At 75.2% G+C, this 25,961-nt stretch carries 21 protein-coding genes and 1 pseudogene; 13 read left to right on the forward strand and 9 right to left on the reverse strand.

Annotation, left to right across the window (positions count from 1 at the left end):
• Nucleotides 1-91: 91 nt before the first annotated feature.
• On the reverse strand, nucleotides 92-1,873 hold the full coding sequence (locus IAG43_RS27280; RefSeq protein ID WP_187743329.1) for a 3-hydroxyacyl-CoA dehydrogenase family protein: 1,782 nt from the start codon (nucleotides 1,871-1,873) through the stop codon (nucleotides 92-94).
• Between the two features lie 392 nt (nucleotides 1,874-2,265).
• Here IAG43_RS27280 and IAG43_RS27285 point away from each other — a divergent pair, with 392 nt between their 5' ends.
• Both IAG43_RS27285 and IAG43_RS27290 read left to right on the forward strand, forming a co-directional pair.
• Nucleotides 2,266-2,856 carry a HEAT repeat domain-containing protein gene (locus IAG43_RS27285; RefSeq protein WP_187743330.1) on the forward strand — a complete coding sequence of 197 codons (591 nt, stop codon included), beginning with the start codon at nucleotides 2,266-2,268 and terminating at the stop codon, nucleotides 2,854-2,856.
• Between the two features lie 31 nt (nucleotides 2,857-2,887).
• Nucleotides 2,888-3,427, forward strand: a complete 540-nt coding sequence (locus IAG43_RS27290; protein WP_187743331.1) for a hypothetical protein — start codon at nucleotides 2,888-2,890, stop codon at nucleotides 3,425-3,427.
• A gap of 230 nt (nucleotides 3,428-3,657) precedes the next feature.
• On the opposite strand, the gene IAG43_RS27295 is transcribed toward IAG43_RS27290, so the two are convergent.
• Together IAG43_RS27295 and IAG43_RS27300 are read right to left on the reverse strand one after the other, a co-directional pair.
• Nucleotides 3,658-4,173, reverse strand: coding sequence for a GNAT family N-acetyltransferase (locus IAG43_RS27295; RefSeq protein ID WP_187743332.1), 516 nt, complete (start codon nucleotides 4,171-4,173; stop codon nucleotides 3,658-3,660).
• Between the two features lie 77 nt (nucleotides 4,174-4,250).
• Nucleotides 4,251-5,297 (reverse strand): Rv2578c family radical SAM protein, encoded by a 1,047-nt coding sequence (locus IAG43_RS27300; protein WP_187743333.1) that lies wholly within the window; start codon nucleotides 5,295-5,297, stop codon nucleotides 4,251-4,253.
• Nucleotides 5,298-5,443: 146 nt separating this feature from the next.
• Between IAG43_RS27300 and IAG43_RS27305 the strand changes: the two genes are divergently transcribed.
• From IAG43_RS27305 to IAG43_RS27350, 10 genes are all read left to right on the forward strand, one after another.
• A complete protein-coding gene (locus IAG43_RS27305) occupies nucleotides 5,444-5,890 on the forward strand; it encodes an SRPBCC family protein (RefSeq protein ID WP_187743334.1) in 447 nt (148 codons plus the stop codon).
• Between the two features lie 231 nt (nucleotides 5,891-6,121).
• Nucleotides 6,122-8,536: an MFS transporter gene (locus IAG43_RS27310; protein WP_187743335.1), complete on the forward strand. Its 2,415-nt coding sequence runs from the start codon at nucleotides 6,122-6,124 to the stop codon at nucleotides 8,534-8,536.
• A gap of 127 nt (nucleotides 8,537-8,663) precedes the next feature.
• Nucleotides 8,664-9,233, forward strand: coding sequence for an Lrp/AsnC family transcriptional regulator (locus IAG43_RS27315; protein ID WP_246574581.1), 570 nt, complete (start codon nucleotides 8,664-8,666; stop codon nucleotides 9,231-9,233).
• Between the two features lie 153 nt (nucleotides 9,234-9,386).
• A complete protein-coding gene (ddaH, locus tag IAG43_RS27320) occupies nucleotides 9,387-10,217 on the forward strand; it encodes a dimethylargininase (protein ID WP_187743336.1) in 831 nt (276 codons plus the stop codon).
• A complete protein-coding gene (gene rocD, locus IAG43_RS27325) occupies nucleotides 10,214-11,470 on the forward strand; it encodes an ornithine--oxo-acid transaminase (RefSeq protein WP_246574582.1) in 1,257 nt (418 codons plus the stop codon). The genes ddaH and rocD overlap by 4 nt, the downstream gene beginning before the upstream one ends.
• Nucleotides 11,471-11,627: 157 nt before the next feature.
• On the forward strand, nucleotides 11,628-12,464 hold the full coding sequence (locus IAG43_RS27330; RefSeq protein ID WP_187743337.1) for a M55 family metallopeptidase: 837 nt from the start codon (nucleotides 11,628-11,630) through the stop codon (nucleotides 12,462-12,464).
• Nucleotides 12,457-13,797, forward strand: coding sequence for a M20/M25/M40 family metallo-hydrolase (locus tag IAG43_RS27335; RefSeq protein WP_187743338.1), 1,341 nt, complete (start codon nucleotides 12,457-12,459; stop codon nucleotides 13,795-13,797). The genes IAG43_RS27330 and IAG43_RS27335 overlap by 8 nt, the downstream gene beginning before the upstream one ends.
• 11 nt (nucleotides 13,798-13,808) lie before the next feature.
• Nucleotides 13,809-15,806: a S9 family peptidase gene (locus tag IAG43_RS27340; protein ID WP_187743339.1), complete on the forward strand. Its 1,998-nt coding sequence runs from the start codon at nucleotides 13,809-13,811 to the stop codon at nucleotides 15,804-15,806.
• Nucleotides 15,803-16,750 (forward strand): S66 peptidase family protein, encoded by a 948-nt coding sequence (locus tag IAG43_RS27345; protein WP_187743340.1) that lies wholly within the window; start codon nucleotides 15,803-15,805, stop codon nucleotides 16,748-16,750. Before IAG43_RS27340 ends, IAG43_RS27345 begins: the two co-directional genes overlap by 4 nt.
• Before the next feature lie 44 nt (nucleotides 16,751-16,794).
• Nucleotides 16,795-17,367, forward strand: coding sequence for a GNAT family N-acetyltransferase (locus IAG43_RS27350; RefSeq protein ID WP_187743341.1), 573 nt, complete (start codon nucleotides 16,795-16,797; stop codon nucleotides 17,365-17,367).
• A gap of 123 nt (nucleotides 17,368-17,490) precedes the next feature.
• Here the strand turns inward: IAG43_RS27350 and IAG43_RS27355 are convergent, their stop codons facing one another.
• Nucleotides 17,491-17,838: a DUF6204 family protein gene (locus tag IAG43_RS27355; RefSeq protein WP_187743342.1), complete on the reverse strand. Its 348-nt coding sequence runs from the start codon at nucleotides 17,836-17,838 to the stop codon at nucleotides 17,491-17,493.
• A gap of 279 nt (nucleotides 17,839-18,117) precedes the next feature.
• Between IAG43_RS27355 and IAG43_RS27360 the strand changes: the two are divergent.
• Nucleotides 18,118-20,161, forward strand: a pseudogene (locus tag IAG43_RS27360) (DUF5107 domain-containing protein).
• Between the two features lie 63 nt (nucleotides 20,162-20,224).
• Here IAG43_RS27360 and IAG43_RS27365 read toward each other — a convergent pair.
• The 5 genes from IAG43_RS27365 to IAG43_RS27385 form a co-directional block, all read right to left on the reverse strand.
• Nucleotides 20,225-20,875: a DUF6368 family protein gene (locus IAG43_RS27365; RefSeq protein WP_187743343.1), complete on the reverse strand. Its 651-nt coding sequence runs from the start codon at nucleotides 20,873-20,875 to the stop codon at nucleotides 20,225-20,227.
• Nucleotides 20,876-20,996: 121 nt separating this feature from the next.
• Nucleotides 20,997-21,347, reverse strand: a complete 351-nt coding sequence (locus tag IAG43_RS27370) for a VOC family protein (protein WP_187743344.1) — start codon at nucleotides 21,345-21,347, stop codon at nucleotides 20,997-20,999.
• A 94-nt stretch (nucleotides 21,348-21,441) separates the two neighbouring features.
• Entirely contained in the window at nucleotides 21,442-22,254 is an 813-nt protein-coding gene (locus IAG43_RS27375) for a methyltransferase domain-containing protein (protein ID WP_187743345.1), read from the reverse strand.
• A gap of 810 nt (nucleotides 22,255-23,064) precedes the next feature.
• Complete coding sequence (locus IAG43_RS27380; RefSeq protein ID WP_187743346.1) at nucleotides 23,065-24,297, reverse strand: glycosyltransferase; 1,233 nt, start codon at nucleotides 24,295-24,297, stop codon at nucleotides 23,065-23,067.
• A gap of 103 nt (nucleotides 24,298-24,400) precedes the next feature.
• Nucleotides 24,401-25,906 carry a bifunctional phosphatase PAP2/diacylglycerol kinase family protein gene (locus IAG43_RS27385; RefSeq protein ID WP_187743347.1) on the reverse strand — a complete coding sequence of 502 codons (1,506 nt, stop codon included), beginning with the start codon at nucleotides 25,904-25,906 and terminating at the stop codon, nucleotides 24,401-24,403.
• Nucleotides 25,907-25,961: the final 55 nt, after the last annotated feature.

The following is a 25,961-nucleotide window of genomic DNA, read 5'->3' on the forward strand; positions in this document are numbered from 1 at the left end:
CTCCGCGTGCGCCCGCGGGTCGACCGCCTCCGCCGCGGACGGCGAGGGCGGGCCGCCCGGACCGAGCAGCCCGCCCCACCCCGCCGAGGGGTCAGCGCCGTGCATATTCGCGGAAGCCGCGACCCGTCTTGCGGCCGAGGCACCCCGCCGCCACCAGGTGCTCCAGCAGCGGGGCCGGGGCGAGGCCCGGGTCGCGGAACTCGCGGTGCAGCACCTTCTCGATGGCCAGCGAGACGTCGAGGCCGACCACGTCGAGCAGTTCGAACGGCCCCATCGGGTAGCCGCCGCCCAGCTTCATCGCCGCGTCGATGTCGTCGAGGGTGGCGTAGTGCTCCTCGACCATCTTGATCGCGTTGTTGAGGTACGGGAAGAGCAGCGCGTTCACGATGAAGCCGGCCCGGTCGCCGCAGTCCACCGGGTGCTTGCGGATCCTCCCGGTCACCTCCCGGACGGTCGCGTGCACGTCGTCCGAGGTCAGGACGGTGCGGACGATCTCCACCAGCTTCATCGCCGGCGCCGGGTTGAAGAAGTGCATCCCGATCACGTCCTCGGGACGCGAGGTGGCGCGGGCGCAGGCCACGACCGGCAGCGACGAGGTCGTGGTGGCCAGCACCGCGCCCGGCCGGCAGACCTTGTCGAGGGTGCGGAACAGCTGCTGCTTGACCTCCAGGTCCTCGGCCACGGCCTCGACCGCCAGGTCGACCTCGGCGAACGCGTCCAGCGAACCGGCCGGGGTGATCCGCGCCAGCGTGGCGTCGCAGGCCTCCTGGGTCATCCGGCCCTTGGTCACCGAGCGGAGCAGTGACTTGGTGATCCGGCCCTTGGCGGTCTCGGCCTTCTCCAGGCTGCGCGCCGCCAGCACGACGTCGTACCCCGCCTTGGCGAAGACCTCCGCGATACCGCTGGCCATGGTGCCCGAACCGGCCACGCCCACCGAGGAGACCGGCCGTCCCCCCGCCGCGTCCGCCGACGGCCGCGGGGTGAGCGCGTCGTCGACCACCTCGGCGGAGCCGGGCCCGGCGTACGAGTAGAAGCCGCGGCCCGCCTTCCGTCCGGTCAGCCCCGCCTCGCTGAGCTGGCCGAGGATCGGCGCCGGTGCGTGCAGCCGGTCGTGGGAGGCCGCGTACATCGCCTCCAGGACCGTGCGGGCGGTGTCGATGCCGATCAGGTCGAGCAGCGCGAGCGGGCCCATCGGGAGGCCGCAGCCGAGCCGCATGGCGGCGTCGATGTCCTCGCGGGACGCGTACCGGGACTCGTACATCGCCGCGGCCTGGTTCAGATAGCCGAAGAGCAGGCCGTCCGCGACGAACCCGGGCCGGTCCCCGACCGCCACCGGCTCCTTGCCGAGGTCGCGGGCGAGCGCCGTGACCGACTCGACCGCCGGCGGCGAGGTCAGCACGGACGAGACCACCTCGACCAGCTTCATCGCGGGCGCCGGGTTGAAGAAGTGCAGGCCGAGCACGCGCTCCGGGCGCTGCGACTCGGCGGCCAGCCGGGTCACCGACAGCGCGTTGGTGCCAGTGGCGAGGATGGCGTCCGGGCGCACGATCGCGTCCAGCTCGCGGAAGACCTGCTGCTTGATCTCGTACGACTCGGGCACGACCTCGATGACGAGGTCGGCGTCGGCGGCGGCCTGGAGGTCGGCGTACGTGCGGAAGCGGGCGAGGGCGGTGCGGCGCTCCTCGTCGGTGATCCGGCCGCGCTCCACGGCGCGGGCGGTGGACGCCTCCAGCGCTTCGGTGGCGCGGCGGGCGGCGGCCTCGCTGACGTCGATGCCGACGACCTCGCGGCCGGCGCGGGCGAGCACCTCGGCGATGCCGGCGCCCATGGTGCCGAGACCGACGACGGCGATGGTGCGGAGAGGGGTGTCCATCACGGGACTCCAGGGATGAGTGACGACTGATGAGGGGAGCGCGGACGGTGCCGGACGGGCGTGGGAACGCCGGGCGGGCGGGGGTCGCGCGACGATGCGCTCGGGAGACCGGCAGGGGTCCCACCGGGGAGGTCGGCACCACGGGGGTGCGCGCACGGGTGTTCACAAGGCCGACGGACGCTGTCCCACGTCTCGTCGTACTGCACGGCGCAACGGCCGAACCGACTGCTCCCGCGGGCGGCTGCGTCACCAGGCCGCCGCGGAACGCGGGGGGTACCCGCTCACATGAGAGTAACCGGCGGGTAACGAGCGCGCCAGCCCCCCGGACGATCCCGCCCCTGTGATCTGGATCCCGCCCCGAAACGGTGCGCACCGCCGATACCCTGACAACCATGGACGAGGAGTTACGGTCGCTCGCGCACCGTCTGCGCCGCGAATCGGGCGGCGGCGCCGCCTTCGAGCGGCTGCTGGTCACCGAGGACCGCGACGAACTCGCCGCGGAGCTCACCGCCCTCGAACGCCCCCTGTGGGCCCGTGAGATCGCCGCCTACCGCCTCGGCTGCGCCGGCGACAGCCGGGCCTTCGAGTCCCTGGTGCTGCTCCTCAACCACCGCGACCCCGACCGCTGCGTCGGCGCCGCCCACGCCCTGTACGCGCTGGGCGACGCGCGCACCCCGCGGGCCGCCGCCGCGCTCGCCACCAACGAACTGCGCGTCGCCTACGCCCTGGTGCCGGTCCGTCTGCTGATCCGGCTGCGCGCTCCCGAGTCGGCCCCCGCGCTGATCTCCTGCCTCGGCCGCCGCCTGGTGCCGGGCGATCCGCACTGGCGGCTGGCGCTCGCCTGCGTCGAGGGGCTGGGGGCGCTCGGCGACTCCCGCGCCCGCGCCGTCCTCGCCTCCGCCGTGCCGCACCCGAGACTCACCGCGGCGGCGTCGGCGGCCCTGGCGCGGCTGGACCAAGGGGCTTCGCCGCAAGGGAGTTGACCTGCACGGCCCGGACACCCACAGTTCGATCATGTTCAGATCAGGGGTGGGGTTCCTCGCGCTGTTCGGCGCGGGGTGGTGGTTCCTGGGGATCGGTTCGCTCGGCCCGGCGGCGGTGGCGACCGGCGCCGTCGCGGGCTGTGCCGTGGCGGCGGCACTGATGTTCGCCGCGCGGCGGCTGCTGCCCGAGTCGGCGGGCGGTCCGCCGCCACCGGCGCAGCGGCGCCGCTTCGCGCAGGTCAACGCCGTGCAGTGGCTGCTGATCGCGGGCATCGCGGTGGGGTGCAGGCGCGGCGGCGTGCCGGAGCTGATCCCGCCGCTGGTCGCCCTGGTGGTCGGCCTCCACTTCGTGCCGCTCGCCGCGGCCTTCGGGCAGCCCCGGCTGCGGCTGCCGGCGGCGCTGCTCTGCCTCGTCGGCGCGGCCGGACTGGCGCTCGCCCTCACCGGCGGCTCCGCCGCCGGCGTGCGCACCGTGGTCGGGCTGGGGTGCGCGGTGTCGCTCTGGGTGACGGCCGTGCTCACCGTCCGCGCGGACCGGGTCGTGCCCGGTCGCGCGGTCCCGGGCGGCTGAGTTCCGGACGGGACGGCTGCCCGCCGGGTGCGGTGCGGGGGCGGGGGACCGGCTCACGGTCCGCGGGGGTCCCGCCGGGGCGGCGGGCCGCGGCGGGCCCCCGCCCCCGCTCCTGGACCGCCCCGCGCGGCAGGCGCGAGCCCCCGGGCCCGGCCGGTCGCCGGTGGCCGTGTGGTGTGTGCCGCGCGGAGGACGGCGGGCCGGTCGCCGTGTGGTGCGTGCCGCGCCGCTCAGACCAGCCGGCGCGTGTAGCGGACCTCGGGGACGCGGGTGCCGTCCACCTCGAAGGGCTCCTCCGTGCCGTCCGGGAGGAACCCGGCGCGCTCGTAGAACCGCCGGGCGCGCGCGTTCTCCTTGAGCACCCACAGCTCCATCCGCACGAAGCCCCTGGTGCGGGCCCGGCCGGTGACCTCGGCCATCAGCGCGTGGCCGACGCCGGACGATATCCGCTCGGGGAGCACGTAGATCGCGTAGAGCTCGCAGCCGTCGGCCGTCGCGTCCGGTGCGCGGGAGGGGCCGTAGCAGGCCCAGCCGATCACGTCGCCGTGCTGCTCCGCGACGACGTTCACCGTGCCCGCGGCGCCGGCCAGGTCCCCGTGCCGGCGGGCGGCGTCCGCGGCCGCGTCCATGAAGTCGAGATGCGACTGCGGCAGCAGGCCCGCGTACGCGTGGAGCCGCCCGCCGACCCGGATGGCGGCGACCGCCTCCCGGTCGCCGTCCGTCATGTCGCGCACCATCACCGTCATCGCCTCGCGCCCCTCGCCCTTCCGGTACCGGACGCCGCACCGTCCGCCGGACTTCCTTCACGCTACGCAACAAGCCGTCAGAGCAGTGTCAGCTGTGTCGGCTCCGGCCCGGCCCCGTGGTGGCCCGCGCGCGGTGCGTCCGGCTCCGGCGCCTCACGCGACGACGCCCGCGCGGCGGGCCCGATGCCGTACTCGGCGGCCAGTTCGTGCACCTGCCGGGTGATGCGGCGCTGGTACCACCTCGGAGCGTACGCCCCCTCCGCGTACATGCGCGCGTAGCGTTCCACGAGGTGCGGGTGGTGGGTGTGCAGCCAGGCCGTGAACCACTCGCGGGCCCCGGGCCGCAGATGGAGCACGAGCGGGGTGACGGAGGTCGCGCCCGCGGCGGCGACGGCGCGGACGGTGTCGCGCAGCTGCTCCGGGCGGTCGCCCAGGAAGGGGATCACCGGCGCCATCAGCACGCCGCAGCCGATTCCGGCGTCGGCCAGGGCGCGGACGACGTCGAGCCGGCGTGCGGGCGAGGGCGTGCCGGGCTCCACGGTGCGCCACAGCTCCGTGTCGGTGAAGCCGACGGAGACGGAGATGCCCACGTCCGTGACGGCGGCGGCCTGCCGCAGCAGGTCGAGGTCGCGCAGGATCAGCGTGCCCTTGGTGAGCACCGAGAAGGGGTTGGCGTGGTCGCGCAGGGCCTGGAGGATGCCGGGCATGAGCCGGTAGCGGCCCTCCGCCCGCTGGTAGCAGTCGACGTTGGTGCCCATGGCCACGTGCGCACCCTGCCAGCGGCGGGAGGAGAGCTGGCGGCGCAGCAGTTCGGGCGCGTTGACCTTCACCACGATCTGGGAGTCGAAGCCGAGTCCGGTGTCCAGGTCGAGGTAGCTGTGGGTCCGGCGGGCGAAGCAGTACACGCAGGCGTGGGTGCAGCCCCGGTACGGGTTGACCGTCCACTCGAAGGGCATCCGTGACGCGCCGGGGACCCGGTTGAGGATGGAGCGCGCCCTGACCTCGTGGAACGTGACGCCCCGGAACTCGGGGGAGTCGAACGTGCGGGTCGTGACCGCGGAGGCGCCGAAGAGGGCCGACTCCCCGTTCACCGCCGGGTCCTCGGCCAGATCGTCCCAGCGCATCGGGTGTCTCCTCGTCGCCGCAGCCCCGTCGTACCCCTGAATAGAACACCTGTTCCCATGATCGATGCAAGCCGGATTTTGGGCGGCGGCGCCCGAGGTGGTTGGCTGGGCCCGTCCCGCTGGAGCGAGAGCTGGAGGAGCAGGCAATGGCGCAGGTCGAGGCCACCACGGAACGGATCATCCAGGCGGACGCCGAGACGGTGTTCGACGCCCTGGCCGACTACGAGGGCACCCGCGCGAAGATCCTTCCCGAGCACTTCAGCGAATACGAGGTCCGCGAAGGGGGCGACGGCGAGGGCACCCTCGTCCACTGGAAGCTCCAGGCCACCAGCAAGCGCATCCGCGACTGCCTGCTGGAGGTCACCGAGCCGACCGACGGCGAACTCGTCGAGAAGGACCGCAACTCCTCGATGGTGACCACCTGGCGGGTCACCCCGGCCGGCGAGGGCGCCTCCCGCGCCGTCGTCACCACCGTGTGGAACGGCGCCGGCGGCGTCGGCGGCTTCTTCGAGCGCACCTTCGCCCCCAAGGGGCTCGCCCGCATCTACGACGCCGTGCTCGCCAACCTGGCCGGACAGGTGGAGAAGGCGTAGCCGCCACCCGGTCCGGCGGGCCGCGGCCGCGGCTCACCGGATCGGGTGGTCTTCCCCGCGGTGCAGGTGCGCCCCCGGCGCGCCGCACCGCGGGAAAGCCCCTGATGAGCGCCCCAAGTGCGCCCCTGGCGGGCCCTGTTGGGGCGCTCGCCGCCTCTCCGCCCGAGTTGCTCCCACTTCCTCCCTGATGCGAAGAATGACCCCGCGCAGGACGACGAGGGGAGCAGACACGTGGGCGGCATCACCCTGGTGAAGGACGGGCAGGCCGGGCCGGCCGGCGACGCGCCCGCCGGACCTCTGCCGCCTCCGCCCCCGCCCGCGGAACCGGCTCCGCTCAGCCCGCGCCGGGTGCGGCTGGTCTTCCTCGCCCTGATGCTCGCGCTGCTGCTCGCCGCGCTGGAGCAGATGATCGTCGCCACCGCGCTGCCGAAGATCGTCGGAGACCTCCAGGGCCTGGACCGGATGTCCTGGGCGATCACCGCCTATCTGCTGACGGCCACCATCGGTCTGCCGGTCTACGGCAAGCTCGGCGACCTCTTCGGCCGCAAGGGCGTCTTCCAGTTCGCCATCGTCGTCTTCGTCATCGGCTCCGCACTCGCCGGCTGGTCGCGCACGATGAACGAACTGATCGCCTTCCGGGCCGTCCAGGGCATCGGGGCGGGCGGCCTGATGATCGGGGTGCAGGCGATCATCGCCGACATCGTCCCGGCCCGCGAACGCGGCCGGTTCATGGGCCTCATCGGCGCCGCGTTCGGACTCGCCTCGGTCGCCGGCCCGCTGCTCGGCGGCTTCTTCACCGACCACGCCTCCTGGCGCTGGTGCTTCTGGTTCAACGTGCCCTTCGGGCTCGTCACCCTGCTCGTCACGACCCTGGCGCTCCGCCTGCCGAAGCCGGCGGCACGCGGCCGGATCGACGTCCTCGGCACGGTCTTCCTGGCCGCCGCCTCCACCTGCCTGGTCCTGCTGACCAGTTGGGGCGGCACCGAGTACGCCTGGGGGTCGCGCACCGTCCTCGGGCTCGGCGCGGGCGCGCTGCTGAGCACCGTGCTCTTCCTCGCCGTCGAACGCCGCGCGCCCGAACCCCTCATCCCGCTGCGGCTGTTCCGCGACTCCGTCTTCACGGTCACCTCCCTGGTCGGCGCCGTCGTCGGCATCGCCCTCTTCGGCGCGGCCAGTTACCTGCCCACCTACCTCCAGATGGTCGACGGCGCCAGCGCCACCGAATCGGGGCTGCTGATGCTGCCGATGATGGGCGGCATCGTGGTGGCCTCCGTCGTCTCCGGCCAGCTCATCAGCCGCACCGGCCGCTACCGCGTCTACCCGGTGCTCGGCGGCGCGGTCTCCGTCGCCGGGATGTGGCTGCTCTCGCGGCTGGAGACGGACACCTCGCGCCTGGAGTACAGCGTCTGGCAGGCGGTTCTCGGCCTCGGCATCGGCCTGGTCATGCCCGTGCTCATCCTCGCCGTGCAGAACGCCGTGCCGCCGTCCGACCTCGGGACCGCCACCAGCGCCCACAACTACTTCCGCCAGATCGGCGGCAGTGTCGGCGCCGCCGTCTTCGGCACCCTCTTCGCCGACCGGCTCGCCGACGCGCTCGCCGACCGCCTGCCCGCGGGCGCCGGACTGCCCGACCCCGAGTCGATCACCCCGCAGGCCGTGCACGCCATGCCGCCCGTCCTGCGCGACGGCTACATCCAGGCCTACGCCGACGCGATGCCCCGCATCTTCCTCTTCCTGGTGCCGGTGCTCGTCCTCGGCCTGGTCCTCGCCTTCTTCCTCAAGGAGAAACCGCTGGTGTCCCACCACACGCCCGCCGCCGAGCCCACCACCGTCCCGCACGCGCGGGCCGCCGCGCCGGAGCCCGTGCCGGCCGCCGCGCCCCCCTCGGCGGGCGTCCCCGTCTGCGGTGCCGTGCAGCACCACGACGGCACCAGCGTGCCCCGCGCGGCCCTCACCCTGATCGACGTCCAGGGGCGGCAGGTCGGACGCGGAGCGAGCGGCGAGGACGGGCGGTACGCGCTGAGCGTCCCCGGACCCGGCCCCTACGTGATGATCGCCGCGGCCGGCGGCCACCAGCCGCAGGCCGTGACCGTGACCGTGGGCGAGCGCCCCGTCGACCTCGACGTCGTCCTCGGCGGTGCCGGCCGGCTGGCCGGTTGTGTCCTCACCGCGGACGGCTCCCCGGTCCGCGACGCGGCCGTGACCCTCACGGACGTCCGGGGCGACGTCGTCGCCTCCACCCGCAGCGGCCGGGAGGGCGGCTACGTCATCACCGACCTGGTCGCGGGGGAGTACACCCTCGCCGCCAGCGCGCCCGCGTTCCGGCCGGCCGCGCATCCCGTCAGCGTCCAGTCCTCGCGCGAGACCCGCCAGGACATCGAACTGGCCGGGGGAGCGGTGCTGCGCGGCACCGTGCGCGCCGGCGACGGGCGGCCCGTCGAGGACGCCAGGGTGACCCTGCTCGACGCGGCGGGCAACGTCGTCGACACCCTCACCACCCAGGCGGACGGCACCTTCCGCTTCGTCGACCTGTCCTCCGGCGAGTACACCGTCATCGCCGCCGGCTACCCGCCGGTGGCCACCGTCCTCCAGGTCGCGGGCGGCGGCCGCACCGAACGCGACCTCCAGCTCGGCCACGCCGACTGACGCCCCCGGCCGCCGCGCCCGGAGCCCCCGGGCCGGGCTCCGAGGCGTGCTGGCCCCCGGGGCGCGGGCGTGGTCCGATGGGGGGCGCCTCGGGCGCCGAGCCCACAGCTTCCGGAGGAACCCCGACATGACCACACGTTCCGCGCCGTTCGACGAGCTCGACCGCAAGATCGTCGCCGCTCTGGTGGAGAACGCCCGGACCAGTTTCACCGAGATCGGCGCCGCCATCGGGCTGTCGGCGACGGCGGTCAAACGCCGCGTGGACCGGCTGCGCGAGGAGGGGGTCATCACCGGGTTCACCACCACCGTCCGCCCCTCGGCGCTGGGCTGGCGGACCGAGGCGTACGTGGAGGTCTACTGCGACAGCGCCGCCCCGCCGCGCCGTCTGGCCGAGGTGGTGCGCGACTACCCGGAGATCATGGCGGCGATGACGGTCACCGGGGGAGCCGACGCCCTGCTGCACGTCCGCGCCCGGGACGTCGAGCACTTCGAGGAGGTCCTGGAACGCATCAGGACCGAGCCGTTCATCCGCAAGACGATCAGCTACATGGTCCTCTCCCATCTGCTGACCACCAGCCCGGAGGCCGGCGCCGCACTCGCCGCGCCACAGGGCCCCGCCGCACCGGGAACGGGGCCCGCGGCGCCCTTCCCGGGGGAGCCGCTGCCCCCGTCCGGCGGAGTGTTCCCGCCCCCGTGAGGGAAACCGGCGCGGAAGGCGCCGACGACGCAGCATTCCTGCGCGTACACGCAGGGGACGCCTCTTGTCCCCGGTCCGTCCCGATTCCTACCGTTGGCTTGTCACCGGACATGCGTCACCGGATATCGCGACAACGGCAGGAGGACCCCTTCGGTGTCAGCACAGCGTGTGCCTCGCGCCAGGCGCTACCTGGTCTGTGAACCCCGCTTCTTCGACGTCAGCTACGCGATCAACCCCTGGATGAGCACGGACACCCCGGTCGACCGCGACCTGGCCCGCTCCCAGTGGCAGCACCTCGTCGACACCTACCTCGGACTCGGCCACACCGTGGACCACGTCGGCCCCGAACCGGGCCTGCCGGACATGGTGTTCGCCGCCAACTCGGCCCTGGTGCTGGACGGCAGGGTCTTCGGCTCACGGTTCCACGCCCTCGAACGCCGGGGCGAGGAGGCCGCCTACGAGACCTGGTTCAAGGCCGCCGGGTTCACCCTCCAGCAGTCCGTCGCCGTCTGCGAGGGCGAGGGAGACCTGGTGCCCGTCGGCGGATTCGTCCTCGCCGGCACCGGCTTCCGCACGACGACCGAGGCCCACCGGGAGGTGCAGGAGTACTTCGGCACCCCGGTCGTCTCCCTGACGCTGGTCGACCCGTACTTCTACCACCTGGACACCGCCCTGTTCGTGCTCGACGACGGCGCGGGCGGCGGACCGGCGAACGTCTGCTACTACCCCGAGGCGTTCTCCCCGGGCAGCCGCGAGGTGCTGGAGCGCCTGTTCCCCGACGCCGTGACCGCGACCCGCGAGGACGCCGTCGCCTGGGGGCTCAACTCGGTCTCCGACGGGGTGCACGTGTTCGTCGCCCCGCAGGCCGCCGCCCTCGCCGCCCGGCTCGCCGCCCACGGCTACGTCCCCGTCCCCGTCGACCTGTCGGAGTTCCACAAGGCCGGCGGCGGCATCAAGTGCTGCACCCAGGAGATCCGCGCATGACGCTGACACCCGAACGTTCCCCCGGGTCCGCCTCCGCCGCGGGCGCGCACCCCGCGCGGACGTCCGCCGAGCTGATCCGCGCCGAGCACGACACGCTGGCGCACAACTACCACCCGCTGCCGGTGGTCGTGGCCCGCGCCGAGGGCGTCTGGGTCGAGGACGTCGAGGGCCGGCGCTACCTCGACCTGCTGGCCGGCTACTCCGCACTCAACTTCGGCCACCGCCACCCCGGCCTGATCGCCGCGGCCCACCGCCAGCTCGACACCCTCACCCTCACCTCGCGCGCCTTCCACAACGACCGCCTCGCGGGATTCGCCGAGGGACTGGCCGCGCTGACCGGCCTCGAGATGACGCTGCCGATGAACACCGGCGCCGAAGCCGTCGAGAGCGCCGTCAAGATCGCCCGCAAATGGGCCTACGAGGTCAAGGGCGTCGCCCCCGGCGAGGCCACGATCGTCGTCGCCGACGGCAACTTCCACGGCCGCACCACCACCATCGTCAGCTTCTCCACCGACGAGAGCGCCCGGGCCGGCTTCGGCCCGTTCACCCCCGGCTTCCGGGTTGTCCCCTACAACGACCTGGCAGCCCTGGAAGCCGCCCTCGACGACACCACGGCCGCCGTCCTCGTCGAGCCCATCCAGGGCGAGGCGGGCGTCCTCATCCCCGACGACGGCTATCTCGCCGGCGTCCGCGAGGCGACCCGCCGGGCCGGCTGCCTGTTCATCGCGGACGAGATCCAGTCCGGCCTCGGCCGCACCGGCACCACGCTCGCCGTCGACCACGAGTCGGTCCGCCCCGACCTCCTGCTGCTCGGCAAGGCGCTCGGCGGCGGCATCGTGCCCGTGTCGGCCGTCGTCGGCCGCCGGGACGTCATGTCCGTGCTGCGGCCGGGCGAGCACGGCTCCACGTTCGGCGGCAACCCGCTCGCCGCCGCCGTCGGCTCCGCTGTCGTGGACCTGCTCGCCACCGGCGAGTTCCAGCGCCGCGCCACCGAACTCGGCGAGGTGCTGCGCGAGGGCCTCACGGCCCTGCTCGGCAGGGGCGTCACCGGCTTCCGCGCCCGCGGGCTGTGGGCCGGCGTCGACATCGAACCGTCCGTGGGCACCGGCCGCGAGATCAGCGAACGGCTGATGGCCGAAGGCGTGCTCGTCAAGGACACCCACGGCTCCACGATCCGCATCGCACCGCCGCTCACCGTCACCGCCGACGAACTCCGCGGCGCGCTCGGCTCCCTGGAGAAGGTCCTCGGCTGACCGGCCGGCGGGGCGTCCGGCATCCCGCCGGGCGCCCCGCCGCCGGTGCGAGCGGGCCCGCCCGGCGGACTCGCGCGCACCGGCCCGCCCACCGTCCGCCCTGATCCAATCGGAAGACCTTAGACTCCCGTTCGGACCATCCGAACAGGAGCGAGCCGTGAAAATCCTGATCAGCGCCGACATGGAGGGCGCCACCGGCGTGACCTGGCCGGCCGACGTCCTGCCCGGCACCCCCCAGTGGGAACGCTGCCGGTCCCTGTTCACCTCCGACGTCAACGCGGCCGTCCTCGGCTTCCTCGACGGCGGCGCCGACCAGGTCCTCGTCAACGAGGCCCACTGGACCATGCGCAACCTGCTCCTCGAACAGCTCGACGAGCGGGCCGAGATGCTCACCGGCCGCCACAAGTCGCTGTCCATGGTGGAGGGCGTCCAGCACGGCGACGTCGACGGCATCGCGTTCGTCGGCTACCACACCGGCGCGGGCACCGAAGGCGTCCTCGCCCACACCTACCTCGCCAACTCCATCACCGGCGTCTGGCTGAACGGCGTCCGCGCGAGCGAGGGCATGCTCAACGCCCACGTCGTCGCCGAGTACGGCGTCCCCGTCGTCCTCGTCACCGGCGACGACCTCACCTGCGAGGACGCCCTCGACTACGCGCCCGGCGCGCTGAAGGTCGCCGTCAAGGACCACGTCTCGCGCTACGCCGCCGTCTGCCGCACCCCCGCCCGCACCGCGGCCGACATCCGCACGGCCGCCCGCGAGGCCGCCGCCCTCGCGGTGCGCCACGAGCCGGTGCGCGGCGGGCCGTTCACCGTCGAGGTGGAGTTCGACGCCGAGCACCTGGCGGCGGCGGCCACCGTCGTCCCCGGGGTGACCCGCGCCCGGGGCGAACGGCGCGTCGCCTACACCAGCGACACCATGTACGAAGGCATTCGCACGTTCAAGGCGGTCACCACGATCGTCTCCGCGGCCGTGGAGGAGCAGTATGGCTGAGACGACGACACCCACGACCGCGGTGGACGCCACCGCACTGGACGAGGTGGTCGCGTTCACCTCGGACCTCATCCGCATCGACACCACCAACCGGGGCGGCGGCGACTGCAAGGAGCGCCCCGCCGCCGAGTACGTCGCCGAACGCCTCGCGGACGCCGGGCTCGACCCCGTCCTGCTGGAGCGCACGCCCGGCCGCGCCAACGTCGTCGCCCGCATCCCCGGCACCGACCCGTCCGCCGGCGGCCTCCTCGTCCACGGCCACCTCGACGTCGTGCCCGCCGAACCGTCCGACTGGACCGTCCACCCCTTCTCCGGCGAGGTCCGCGACGGCGTCGTCTGGGGCCGGGGCGCCGTCGACATGAAGAACATGGACGCCATGGTCCTGTCCGTCGTCCGGGCCTGGGCCCGCCACGGCGTACGCCCCCGCCGGGACGTCGTGATCGCCTACACCGCCGACGAGGAGGACAGCGCCGTCGACGGCTCCCGCTTCCTCGCCGACGAGCACCCGGACCTCTTCGAGGGCTGCACCGAGGGCATCAGCGAGTCCGGCGCGTACACCCTGCACGCGAACGGCATGTCGCTCTACCCGATCGGCGCGGGCGAGCGGGGCACCGCCTGGCTGCGGCTCACCGCCGACGGCCGCGCCGGGCACGGCTCCAAGGTCAACCGCTCCAACGCCGTCACCCGGATCGCCGCCGCCGTGCACCGCATCGGCGAGCACCGCTGGCCGGTCCGCCTCAGCCCGACCGTCCGCGCCGCCCTCACCGAACTCGCCGCCCTGCACGGCCTCGACGCCGACCTGGACGACCCCGCCTTCGACGTCGACGCCCTGCTCGAAGCCCTCGGCCCCGCCGCCAGGGTCGTCGAGAACACCGTGCGCAACAGCTCCAACCCGACGATGCTCGACGCCGGGTACAAGGTGAACGTCATCCCGGGTCACGCGCGCGCCCACGTCGACGGACGCGTGGTCCCCGGCGGCGAGGAGGAGTTCGTCACCACGATGGACGCCCTCACCGGCCCCGACGTCGACTGGGACTACTACCACCAGGAGATCCCCCTCCAGGCCCCCGTCGACAGCCCGACGTTCGCACTGCTCCGCGCCGCCGTCGAACGGTTCGACCCCGACGCGCGCACGGTGCCCTTCTGCATGGGCGGCGGCACCGACGCCAAGGCGTTCTCCCGGCTCGGCATCACCGGCTACGGGTTCTCCCCGCTCAAGCTGCCGCCGGGCTTCGACTACAACGCCCTCTTCCACGGCGTCGACGAACGCGTCCCCGTCGACGCCCTCCACTTCGGCGTCCGCGTCCTCGACCACGTCATGCAGTCCGCCTAGGAGGACCCGCGATGCTCCCCACGGGCCCGTACGGGACCTGGCCGTCACCGATCGGCGCCGGTCTCGCCGCCTCCCACGACGGGCGGCCCGACCACCTCGGCACCGTCGGGGACGAGATCTGGTGGACCGCCCCGCGCCCCGCCGAGGGCGGCCGCCGCACGCTCGTGCGGCTGCGGGCCGACGGACGCGAGGAGTCCGTGCTGCCCGCGCCGTGGAACGTCCGCAGCCGGGTCATCGAGTACGGCGGCCTGCCCTGGGCCGGCACCGCCCGCCCCGACCGCGGGCCGCTGATCGTCTTCGTCCACTTCGACGACCAGCGGCTGTACGCCTACGAGCCCGACGTCCCCGGAGCCGTCCCGCGCCCCCTCACCCCGGTGTCCGCCACCGGCGGCGGACTGCGCTGGGCCGACCCGCGGCCGGGGCCCTCGGGCGGCGAGTTCTGGTGCGTGCTGGAGGAGTTCACCGGACCGTCGCCCACCGACGTGCGCCGTGTGATCGCCGCCGTCCCCGTCGACGGGTCGGCCGCCGACGACCGGAGCGCCGTACGCGAACTCTCCGACGGGCGGCACCGGTTCGTCACCGGACCCGAGGTCTCGCCGGACGGGCGCAGTGCCGCCTGGATCGCCTGGGACCACCCGAGGATGCCCTGGGACGGCACCGAGGCGATCGTCGCCGGCATCACGGACGGCGGCGCCTTCGAGGGCGCCCGCACCGTCGCCGGGGGCGAGCGGGAGGCGGTCTGCCAGGTCGCATGGGCCCCGGACGGCGCCCTGCTGTACGCCTCCGACCCCGGCGGCTGGTGGGAGGTGCTGCGGGCCGCGCCCGCGGGCGACGGCTTCGCCGCGCCGGAGCCGCTCTGCCCGGGCCGCGCCGAGGAGTTCGGCGGAGCCCTGTGGAAACTCGGCTCCCAGTGGTTCCTCCCGATGCCCGGCGGACCCCTCGCCGTCATCCACGGCACCGGCAGCACCGCGCTCGCCGTGCTCGACGCCGAGACCGGCGAACTCGTCGACGCGCCGGGCCCCTGGAGCGAATGGGCCCCCACCCTCGCCGTCTGCGGGGACCGGGTCCTCGGCGTCGCCGCGAGCCCCCGCAGCGGCTACGAGATCGTCGAACTCGACACCCGCACCGGACGGACCCGCGTCGTGGCCGGCGCCCACGACGACCCGGTGGACCCCGCCTACTACCCCGAGCCGCAGATCCGCACCTTCACCGGACCCGGCGGACGCCAGGTCCACGCCCACGTCTACCCGCCGCACAGCCCCGACCGCACCGCCCCCGACGACGAGCTCCCGCCCTACGTCGTCTGGGCGCACGGCGGCCCCACCGGACGCGCCCCGCTCGTCCTCGACCTGGAGATCGCCTACTTCACCTCCCGCGGCATCGGCGTCGCCGAGGTCGCGTACGGCGGCTCCACCGGGTACGGCCGCGCCTACCGCGAAAGGCTGCGCGAGCAGTGGGGCGTGGTCGACGTCGAGGACTGCGCGGCCGTCGCCGAGGCCCTCGCCGACGAGGGAACCGCCGACCCGGCACGCCTCGCCGTCCGCGGCGGCAGCGCCGGCGGCTGGACCGCGGCCGTCTCGCTGACCACCACCGACGTCTACGCCTGCGGCACGATCATCTACCCCATCCTCGACCTGCACGCCTGGGCCACCGGCGAGACCCACGACTTCGAGTCCCGCTACCTGGAGTCGCTCGTCGGACCCCTCGCCACCGTGCCCGGCCGCTACCGGGACCGCTCGCCCGTCCACCACGTCGACCGGATCACCGCGCCGTTCCTCGTCCTCCAGGGCCTCGACGACGTCATCTGCCCGCCCGCGCAGTGCGAACGCTTCCTCGCGCGGACCGCCGGCCGGGGCGTCCCGCACGCGTACATCGCCTTCCCAGGGGAGGGCCACGGCTTCCGCAGGGCCGAGACCGTGCGCCGTGCCCTGGAGGCGGAACTCGCCCTCTACGCGCACACCTTCGGCATCGACCGCCCCGACGTGCCCGAACTGGAGTTCCGCACATGAGCGTGCCCCCGCTGATCCGCCCGCCGCGCCTGACCCCGGGCGCGCGGGTCGCCGTCGTCGCCCCCAGCGGCCCCGTCCCCGGCGAGCGCCTCGACGCGGGGCTCGACGTACTGCGCGGCTGGGGCCTGGACCCGGTCGTGATGCCGCACGTCCTCGGCACCCACCCGTCGCTGCCCTACCTCGCCGGCGACGACGCGGCGCGCGCCCGCGACCTGACCGACGCCTGGTGCGACCCCACGGTCTCGGCCGTGTTCTGCGCCCGCGGCGGCTACGGCGTGCAGCGCATGGCCGACCTCGTCGACTGGACGGCCATCCGCGCGGCCGGACCCAAGATCCTCGTCGGATACAGCGACATCACCGCACTCCACGAGGCGTTCGCCGTCCGCGCGGGCATCGCCACCCTCCACGGGCCCATGCCGGGCGCGCTGACGTTCCTCAAGGACACCCGCACCCAGGAGCACCTGCGGGCCACCCTGTTCGACCCGGAGTCCGTGCGCACCGTCGAAGCCCTGCCGGGCGCCCGCGCCATGGTCCCGGGCCGGGCCACCGGGGTCACCCTCGGCGGCTGCCTCGCGCTCCTCGCCGGGGACCTCGCCGTCCCGCACACCCGGACCTCGGCGCGCGGCGGGATCCTGCTCCTGGAGGACGTCGGGGAGGAGGACTACCGCATCGACCGGATGCTCACCCAGCTGCTGCGCGCCGACTGGCTGACCGGCGTCGCGGGCGTGGTGCTCGGCTCCTGGGCGGAGTGCGGCGACTACCCGGCGGTCCGCGCGGTCCTGCTGGACCGGCTGGGCGGCCTGGGCGTCCCCGTCGTCGAGGAGTTCGGCTTCGGCCACGGCGAGTCGGCGCTGACCATGCCGCTCGGCGTGCCCGCCGTGCTGGACGCCGGGGAACTGACGCTGACCCTGCGGGAACCCGCCCTGGACACCGCCGCCCCGTGACCGGCCGCGGCCGCCCCGCACCACAATCCCCGAGGACCGCACCCATGCCCCGCACACCGTCCGCCCCCGGCAGCGGCCCGCACACCGCCGTCGGCGACCGCACCGCCCTGCGGCCCGTCACCCTCGCCGACGGGCCGGAGTTCACCGCGCAGGCCCGGCGGAGCACCGCGCTCCACCGGCCCTGGCTCTTCCCGCCGCAGACCGACGAGGCGTACGCCGCCTGGGCGGGGCGTCTCGTCGGCGACCCGGACCGGGCCGGCTACCTGGTCCACGAACGCGCCACCGGGGAGCTCGCCGGCTTCCTCACCGTCAACAACATCGTGGGCGGAGCCTTCCAGTGCGGTGCCCTCGGCTACGGAGCCTTCACCGGCGCCGCGGGACGCGGCCTGATGGGCGAGGCCCTCGGCCTCCTCGTCGGCCACGCCTTCGGACCGCTCGGGCTGCACCGCCTGGAGGCCAACATCCAGCCGGGCAACGCCGCCTCGATCGGCCTGGTCCGCGCGGCGGGCTTCCGGCTGGAGGGGTTCTCGCCCGACTTCCTGTGCATCGACGGCGCGTGGCGCGACCACCAGCGCTGGGCACTGACCCGCGAGATGACCGCGTCCGACGGGCGCTGAACCGTGCACGGGCTCGTTGTACGGGCCCGCTCCCCGGGGCGCGCGGGGCGGGCGGCTCGCGGAGGCACCGGTGCGTGCCCACCGCCCTCCGGCTCCTGCGCCGCCCCGGCGAGCCCGGGGACGTCAGCGCTTCCGGCGGCCCTTGTCGTTGATCTTCATGGTGTCCATGTCGGTCGCGGAGCACTTCAGCTCCCCGTGCCCGTGACCCAGTGCCGCCAGCGCCGCCCGTGCCCGGTCCTCCGCGATCACCTCGGCCATCTCCTCGCCGTCGGCGGCGTCCGACACCACCACGAACCGGTACGTGAAGCGCCGCAGCGCCCGGTCGTAGGCGAGGGAGCCCTCCTCGGTGAAGCGGATCGCGGCCAGCCCGTCGTGCTCGTCCACCGCCGCGAGCAGCGCCGCCCGCCCCGCCTCCGTCAGCCCTTCCCACGCACCCCGGACGATCACCCGGTACGTGTGCTGCGTGCCCATCCCGACGCCACCTTCTCGCTTGTCGTCCCGTGCCCGTGCTCCTGCCGGGCAGCCCGTCGCGGCCGGTCCCGCCGTCGTGGCCGGTTCCCCGTCGCGGCCGGTGCGCCCGTCCCGCGGACGGGGCGACCGGCCAGGTCAGCGTAGGCCGGTCCCGCGCGCACGCACACGCGAATTCCGCGCCCGCCTCTGGCCCGACCCGCCCATCGGGAGGTTCCATGGTCGACACGACTCCACCGGGGACGGCCGCCGCGGCGCACCCCAGACGAATGCGAGGCTGACGTGCCCACCACCGTGCGCCGTGCCGAACTGACCCTGCCCGCCGCACCCCTCGGCCCGCCGAACCCCCTCCCGGCGCTGCGCCCCCTCGACACGACGCACACCGTCGACGAGGAGACCCGGCGCCGCCTGCCCCGGGACATGGCCCGCCAGATCGGCTACGAGCCCCTGCGCACCGTCCTGCCGGTCCAGATCCTCGACGGATACGGCCGCGACCGCACACCCACCACCCTGGACGCGGTCGTCCTGGAGAACGAGCGGCTGCGCGTCACGGTCCTCCCCGGGCTCGGCGGCCGGGTCCACTCCCTGCACCACAAGCCCACCGGCCGCGAGCTGCTGCACCGCAACCCCGTCCTCCAGCCGGCCTCCTTCGGGCTGGCCGGAGCCTGGTTCTCCGGCGGCATCGAGTGGAACATCGGGGCCACCGGCCACACCGCCCTCGCCTGCGCCCCATTGCACGCCGCGCTCGTCACCGCCCCGGACGGCGGGCCGATGCTCCGGCTGTGGGAGTGGGAACGCCTGCGCGACCTGCCCTTCCAGGTCGACCTGTGGCTCCCCGGCGGTTCCGAATTCCTCCACGTCGGCGTCCGGGTGCGCAACCCGCACGAACGCCCCGCCGCCCTCTACTGGTGGTCCAACACCGCCGTCGACGAGGGCGAGGGCACCCGCGTCCTCGCCCCCGCCGACGAGGCGTGGCACTTCGGCTACACGCGCAGTCTGCGCCGCGTGCCCGTCCCGGTCTCCGGGGAACGGGAGGCCGACCGCACCTACCCCGCTGCGCAGCACCCACTCCGCGGACTGGTTCTACGAGGTGCCCGACGAGGCCCGCAAGTGGATCGCTGCCCTCGACGCCGACGGCAGCGGCCTGGTGCAGACCTCCACCGACACCCTGCGCGGACGCAAGCTTTTCGTCTGGGGCTCCGGGCGCGGCGGCCGCCGCTGGCAGCGCTGGCTGACCGCACCGGGCACCGGCGGCTACGCCGAGATCCAGGCCGGGCTCGCCCGCACCCAGCTGGAACACCTCCGCCTCGAACCGGAGTCGGACATCAGCTGGCTGGAGGCGTACGGTCCGCTGGACGCCGACCCGGCGCTGGTGCACGGCGAGGACTGGTCCGCGGCCCGCACGGAGACCGCCGCCCGGCTCGCGGCCGCGCTGCCCAGGGCCGACGTCGACGCCGCCCACCGGGCGTGGCTGGAGCGCGCCGCCGACACCGAACCGGGCGAACGGATCGCCACCGGCTCCGGGTGGGGCGCCCTCGAAGTGCTGCGCGCCGGCCACCGGCTGCCCGGCACTCCCTTCGACGCCGCCACGCTCGGCGCGGAGCAGGCTCCCTGGCGCACCCTCCTGGACACCGGCAGGCTGCCCGCCCCGGGGGGTGCCGCCGTCCCGCCCGGTCCGACGCTCGTCGCCCCGCACTGGCGGGACATGCTGGAGACGGCCCCCGCCGAGCCGCTGACCGAGTACCACCTCGGCGTCGCCCAGTGGCACGCCGACGACCGCGCCCAGGCGGTCCGCAGCTGGGAACGCGGACTGCGGAACGCCTCACCGCGCTGGCCGCTGCTGCGCTGCCTGGCCGTCGCCGACCTCGTCGGCGGACACCCCGGGCGGGCCGCGGAACGGTACGCCGAAGCCTTCGACGACCTGTGCGCCGGGCCCCGGAACGCGGGCGGGAGCGGTGCCGGGGACGGTGCCGGGCCCCGGAACGGAGACGGGCCCGGGGACGCGGGCGGCGACGCGACGGCGGTGGTGGCCGCCCTCGGCCGGGAGGCCGTCGAGGCGCTGCTCGGGGCGGGCCGCACCGGCGAAGCCCGCGCCGTGTGGGACCGGCTGCCGGAGACGGTCCGCGCCCGGGGCCGCTTCCGTCTCCTCGACGCGATGATCCTGGTGGCGGAGGGCCGCCCCGCCGAGGCCCGGGCCGTCCTCGACGAGGGCATCGAGGTGGCGGACCTGCGCGAGGGCGCGGCCGTCCTCGGGGAGCTGTGGGCCCGGGTCGGCGACGATCCGCTGCCGGAGATCTACGACTTCCGCATGCAGGACGTGGACTGACGTCCCGCCGGGGCGGCCGCGTCCGTGCCGCGCGGACCGGCCGGACCCGGCCGCGGGACCCGGCTACTTCAGCAGGCGGAAGCCGGGCCGCGCCGCCCAGGCCCGCAGGAAACCGGCGGAGCCCAGCGCGCTCGGGTACTCCTCGTCGTCGGTCAGCCCCAGCACCCCGGGCAGGCCGCTCACCAGCTGTACCTGGTCGGCGCGGAGTTCGGCGCAGGCCACCCCGCCGACGGCGTCCATGACGGCCGCGGTGAGCAGCGCCGTGGCCAGATGGTCGACCGGCCGGTTGCAGGCCGCGCTCACGTTGACGGCGTGGGTCGGCGTGAAGCCGAGGACGGCCGGCACCTCGGGAGAGTCCGCGTGCTCGGCCTCGAAGATGCCCTCGTCACCGACCCCGGGGCCCATCAGGTACACGTCGAAGGGCCGGCGGGGGTCCTCGTGCCCGGGGCCGGGCCCGGCGAGGGCCGCGAGGGCTCCGTCGGGCAGGCCGCCGAGCAGCGGGCGCGGCCACGCCCGCCCGCGTTCCCCGTCGCCGTGCTCGTCCCCGTCCGGGCTCCCGATGCCGAGGCGTCCGGCGTGCACATGCGCGTCGAACCATCCGGGCCGGCGTTCCTCGCAGCGCGACGAGAGGCCGTGCATCAGCGCGCGGAACCGGCGCATCGCCCCGGGGGAGACGGGCTCGGCCAACTCGACGACGAGGGTCGGACCTGACATGGGGCGAGCGTAGTGCGTCTCGTGGACCACCCGTCGGCGCCCGCATCGCTCCGGAGCGGGGGCGGCGTCGCGGCCGTCCGGTCCGCTCGGTCCCGGGCGTCCCGCGCACGCGGTGCGCCCGTCAACCCGCCTTGCGGTCCACGTACTCGAACACGGACCCGTCCGGGTGCAGCGCGATCAGGTTGCGGCCCGCGGGTGTCGGCACGGGACCTGCGAGCACCTGGGCTCCGTTGGCGGTGAGCGTGGTGTACGCGGCGTCCACGTCCGTCACCGCGATCGTCGCCGAGACCTTGCGCAGCACCTCCAGATCCGCTTCCGGGCCGCTCATCAGCAGGAAGCAGCCGACCGCGGCGACGGACACCCCGCCGCGCTCGAAGCGCAGCGGGGTGGCACCGGTGAGGCGTTCGTAGAAGGCGGCCGAGGTGTCCAGGTCGTCGACGCAGATCCGCAGGGTCGTTCCGATGATCTCCATGCGGGCGAGGGTAGTTGGCGGTCGCGGCGAGCGACACCGTGCGCCGCGGCCCCCGGCCTTCCACGGGCGGTGGCCCGTCCCGCGAGGAGGCGTCTCACTCCACCCGGCACACGATCTCACCGTGCGGGACCGAGAACCACGCGTCCTCGTCGTCGCCCCACGCGCGCCAGGCCGCGGCCGCCGAGGCGAGCTGCCCGGCGGTCGCGTGTCCGCCCTCGACCGCGAGGCGGGCGTACACGGACGCGGTGGTGCGGTCGGCCCACAGGCCGCTCCACCAGGCGCGTTCGGCGGGGGAGGCGAAGCACCAGGCGGCCGCCGTGCAGGTGATGTCGGTGAAACCCGCGGCGCGCGCCCAGGACTTGAGATGGCGTCCGGCGTTCGGCTCGCCGCCGTTGGCACGGGCGACGCGGTCGTACAGCCGCTGCCACTCGGTCAGGGCGGGCAGCGCGGGGTACCAGGCGAACGCGCCGTAGTCGCTGTCGCGTGCGGCGACCACCCCGCCGGGGCGGCACACCCGTCGCATCTCGCTCAGCGCCCGTACCGGGTCGCCCACGTGCTGGAGCACCTGGTGGGCGTGCACGACGTCGAACGAGTCGTCGGGGAAGTCCAGTTCGTGGACGTCGGCGACCAGGAACCGGACGTTGTCGAGGCCGCGCTCGTCCGCGTGGGCGCGGGCGCGGTCCAGGACGTCGTCGGCGGCGTCGACCGCGGTCACCCGGCCCGGGGAGACCAGTGCCGCCAGGTCGGCGGTGATGGTGCCGGGGCCGCAGCCGACGTCCAGGACGTCGAGCCCCGGATGCAGTTCGCCGAGGAGGTAGGCGGCGGAGTTCTCCGCCGTGCGCCAACTGTGGGAGCGCAGAACGGACTCGTGGTGACCGTGGGTGTAGACGGCGGTCTCCTTCGGCATGGCGGTACCCCTTCTCCATCGGCGGGACGCTGCTGAGGCGAGATGGCCAACGGTACGCCCACGTATCGCATTGCGAGACCTGCGTTTCATATAATGGACTGCCTCGTTCGTGTCATGGGCGCACTCGGGGCCCTGGGCGGCCGGAGCGGTGCGACTGCTCTCCGGGGTCCGGTCCGCGGCCGCGCCCGCGCGACGGCCGCTGCCGGTGGCGCAGTCGACGCACCCCGGGGCCGGGCTCCCCCGGGCAGGTGCCCGGGGGAGGGGGCAGGCCGGCGGGGAGACGGGTTGCGCGTCGGCGTTGCGCCCGCGTGCGGTGCGGGGCTCCGCCGGGGACGGCGCGCGTATGCCGTGACCGTGGTGTCTCCGCCTGCCTGCTGTGCGGGTGGCCGCGGGGGTCACGCTGCGCGAGCCGGGGAGGCGTGGCGTGGACGAGCGGGCGGGTTCGCCCGCGGCGGGGACAGGGCCGGGGACGCACCGGCGCCGGGTTCGACGGCGTCCCGCCCCGCAGCGTACGTGCGCGCCCACGGGTGCCGGCCCGTGGTGGAGACGCCTGACGGCGTCGCCGCATCCGGTGGACTCCCGACGGCCCGCGGGCGCGGGTGCGCGAGGATCGCGCCGCCGGCCGGCCGGCACCCCCGTGGCCGGCCGACCTCGGCGGTACGGACATGGTGGGGGAGGCTCCGGGCGCGCGTCGATCCGTTTTACGGGCCGGAGCCCGGCCCCCGTCCCCGGTTCCGCCCGGCGGCGCGCAGCGCCGCGCGGCCGCCCGTTCGCGAATCCGATCCTCCGTCAGACGGCTTACGGGCGCGGTCAGTCGGCCTCCAGACTCCGGACATGGGCCAGCACCCGGGCGGCGCCGTCCTCCGCGGCGATCGCACGGGCGAGCTCCGCCGCGCGGCGGCGGTGGGCCGGTTCGGCGAGGCACTCCCGGATCGCGTCGCCGAGGGATGCGGCGGTGAGGTCCCCGAACGGCAGGGCGCGGGGCGCCACGCCCAGGCCGCACAGCCGGGACGCCCAGAACGGCTGGTCGGCCATGACCGGAACGGGCAGGGCGGGGACCCCGGCCCGCAGCCCGGCCGCCGTGGTGCCCGCGCCGGCATGGTGCACGACGGCGGCGGTGCGGGGGAAGAGCCAGTCGTGCGGGACGTCGCCGACCGCCATCACGTTCTCGCTGCCGCTGCCGCTGCCGCTGCCGCTGCCCAGCCCGGCCCATCCGGCCTGGACCACGGCCCGCACCCCGGCCCGCCGCACCGCCGCGTCCACCAGTTCGCCGAGCCGTTCGCCCTGGTCCGGTGCCATGCTGCCGAAGCCGATGAAGACCGGTGGCGGGCCCGCGCGGAGGAAGTCGACCAGCGGGGCCGGGGGGCTCCAGCCGTCCGGCCGGGGCGGCCACCAGTAGCCCGTCACCTCGACCCCGGACGGCCAGTCGTCGGGGCGCGGCAGCACCAGCGGACTCCAGCCGTGGAAGACCGGACGGATCGCCCCGGCCGCCGACGGCGTGTCCTCGGGCAGGCCGAGACGGTCCCGCAGCCGGCTCACCGCTCCGGCGAAGAGCCCTTCCGCGCGTGCCAGGACGGCCCGGCCCGCGCCGAGGCGGTCTTCGGGGCCCGTGCCGTCGGAGTCGCGGGCACCCGGCAGCGCGAAACGTTCGGTGGCGACGGCGGGCGTCACGTAGGTGCCCACCACGGGGATGCCGTACGCGGCGGCGGCCGTGCGGCTGAGCGGCGCCGGTCCGAAGGCGGTGAGCACCAGGTCGGTCCCGGCAGCGACCGCGTCCGCCACTCCGTCGGCCAGCCCGTCCGCGTACGCCCGGGTCAGCGCCCGCCGCTCCGCCGGGGACGCGGCCCGGGACCAGCCGAGGATCAACTCCCGGGGGTCGCCCGGCACGGGACGGTGGGCGAGCCCGCAGCCGCCGACGAGCCCGGCGAAGGAGGGATGGGCGGCCACGGCGACCCGGTGGCCGGCGTCCGCCAGCCGCCTGCCGAGGCCGGTGAAGGGCGCGACGTCGCCCCGGGAACCGGCGGTGACGATCAGAATCCGCATGGGCCGATTCTGCCCGCCGCCAACCGCCGGGCCGGCCCCCGCGGCAGACAGGCCTGCGCCCGGCGCGGGCGGCCTCGACCGCCCCGCGCCGGGCGCACGGGACCTACAGCAGGCGCTGCGGGCGGTACACGGTCAGCGCGTCGAGGACCTTGTCCACGACCAGATCCGCCGGGGCCTCGGCCACCTCGCCGTCGTAGGCGAGCAGGGTGCCGGGGGCGATCCCGCCGATCCGCAGGCGTCGCAGGCGGCGGGCGGCGTGCACGGGGGAGCGGTTGAGCTTCCCGGCGAGCGCCGCGCCCAGCAGCCTCAGTCCGGGCAGTCGCCCGCCGTGCACCACCCGGATGTCGAGCAGCCCGTCGGCGAGGTTGTGCCGGTGACCGGGGGTCGGGCCGACGCCCTTGTAGACGCCGTTCCCCGCGAACAGCAGCCACATCGGCCGCCGCCGGCCCTCGACCTCGGCCACCAGCGGGTGCTCGCCGCGCAGGACGCGCCCGGCGGCCAGGATGCCCGCCGGCCAGGAGCCGATCCGGGGCGACCAGCGTTCCCTGATCCGTACCAGCTCGGGATAGACGCCCAGGCTGAAGGTGTTCAGGAAGTAGCCCGGCTCGGATCGGCCCCCGGGCCCGGGGCGGAAGCGCCCGAGGTCCACCCCGACGGCCTCGCCCGCCTCGACGGCGCGGCAGGTGTCGACGATGGCCTCTATGCCCAGGTCGTAGGCGAAGTGGTTGAGCGTGCCGCCGGGGAAGACGGCCAGCGGCAGTCCGCGTGTCGCGGCGATCGAGGCCGCCAGGTTGACCGTGCCGTCGCCGCCCACGATGCCGAGGGCCCGCGCGCTGCCTGCCGCCTTCGCCAGCTCGACCGGCAGCTCGTCGGGGGCGCACTCGACGACCTCGGCCAGCGGCAGTGCCGTCCGCACCGCGGGGGCGCAGTCGGCGGAGCCCGATTCGCGGTTCACGACCACGACCAGGCCCTCGCCGCCGCGCAGCGCGGGGGCGTGCTCCCGGGGCCTGCCCGGCGCGGGCAGCTGGGCGCGGGTCGGCACGGCGCCCCGCACGGCCAGCGCCGCGCCCACGCCGAGTGCCGCACCCGCGAGGACGTCACTCGGATAGTGGACACCCGTGTACACGCGTGAGAAGGCGACCGATGCCGCGACCGGGGCGACCACCGCGCCCCACCCCTTGGACTCCAGGGCGACGCCGGTCGCGAACGCCGCCGCCGATGCCGCGTGCCCCGAGGGGAAGGAGGTGGTGAACGGCTGGCGCTTCAGCTGCCGTATGGCCGGCACCACGTCGAGCAGCGGCCGCGCGCGGCGCACGGACCGCTTGCCCACCGTGTTGATCACTGCCGACGCCACGGCCAGCGACGCCACACCGCGCGCCGCGGCCCGCCGCGACCGTGCGTCGCGGCCGAGGACGGCGATGCCCGCGGCCGCGCCGAACCACAGCAGCCCGTGGTTCGCGCTCCGGCTCAGTCCGGGCAGCACGGGCTCGGCGCCCGGCCACTCGCGCGAGGCGACGCCGGTGAAGACCAGCCGGTCCCAGGAGCTCAGCAGGGCACGCACGCCCGAGTTCCCGCGGGCGCCCGCGGACTGTCTGTGAAGGTCTGCCATGCCGGGCGCATACCCGTCGGCGCGCCGGATACGCGGTACAGGGGCCTCATGGGTG

The organism is Streptomyces genisteinicus, assembly GCF_014489615.1.
In the GTDB taxonomy this organism is placed as follows: Bacteria; Actinomycetota; Actinomycetes; order Streptomycetales; family Streptomycetaceae; genus Streptomyces; species Streptomyces genisteinicus.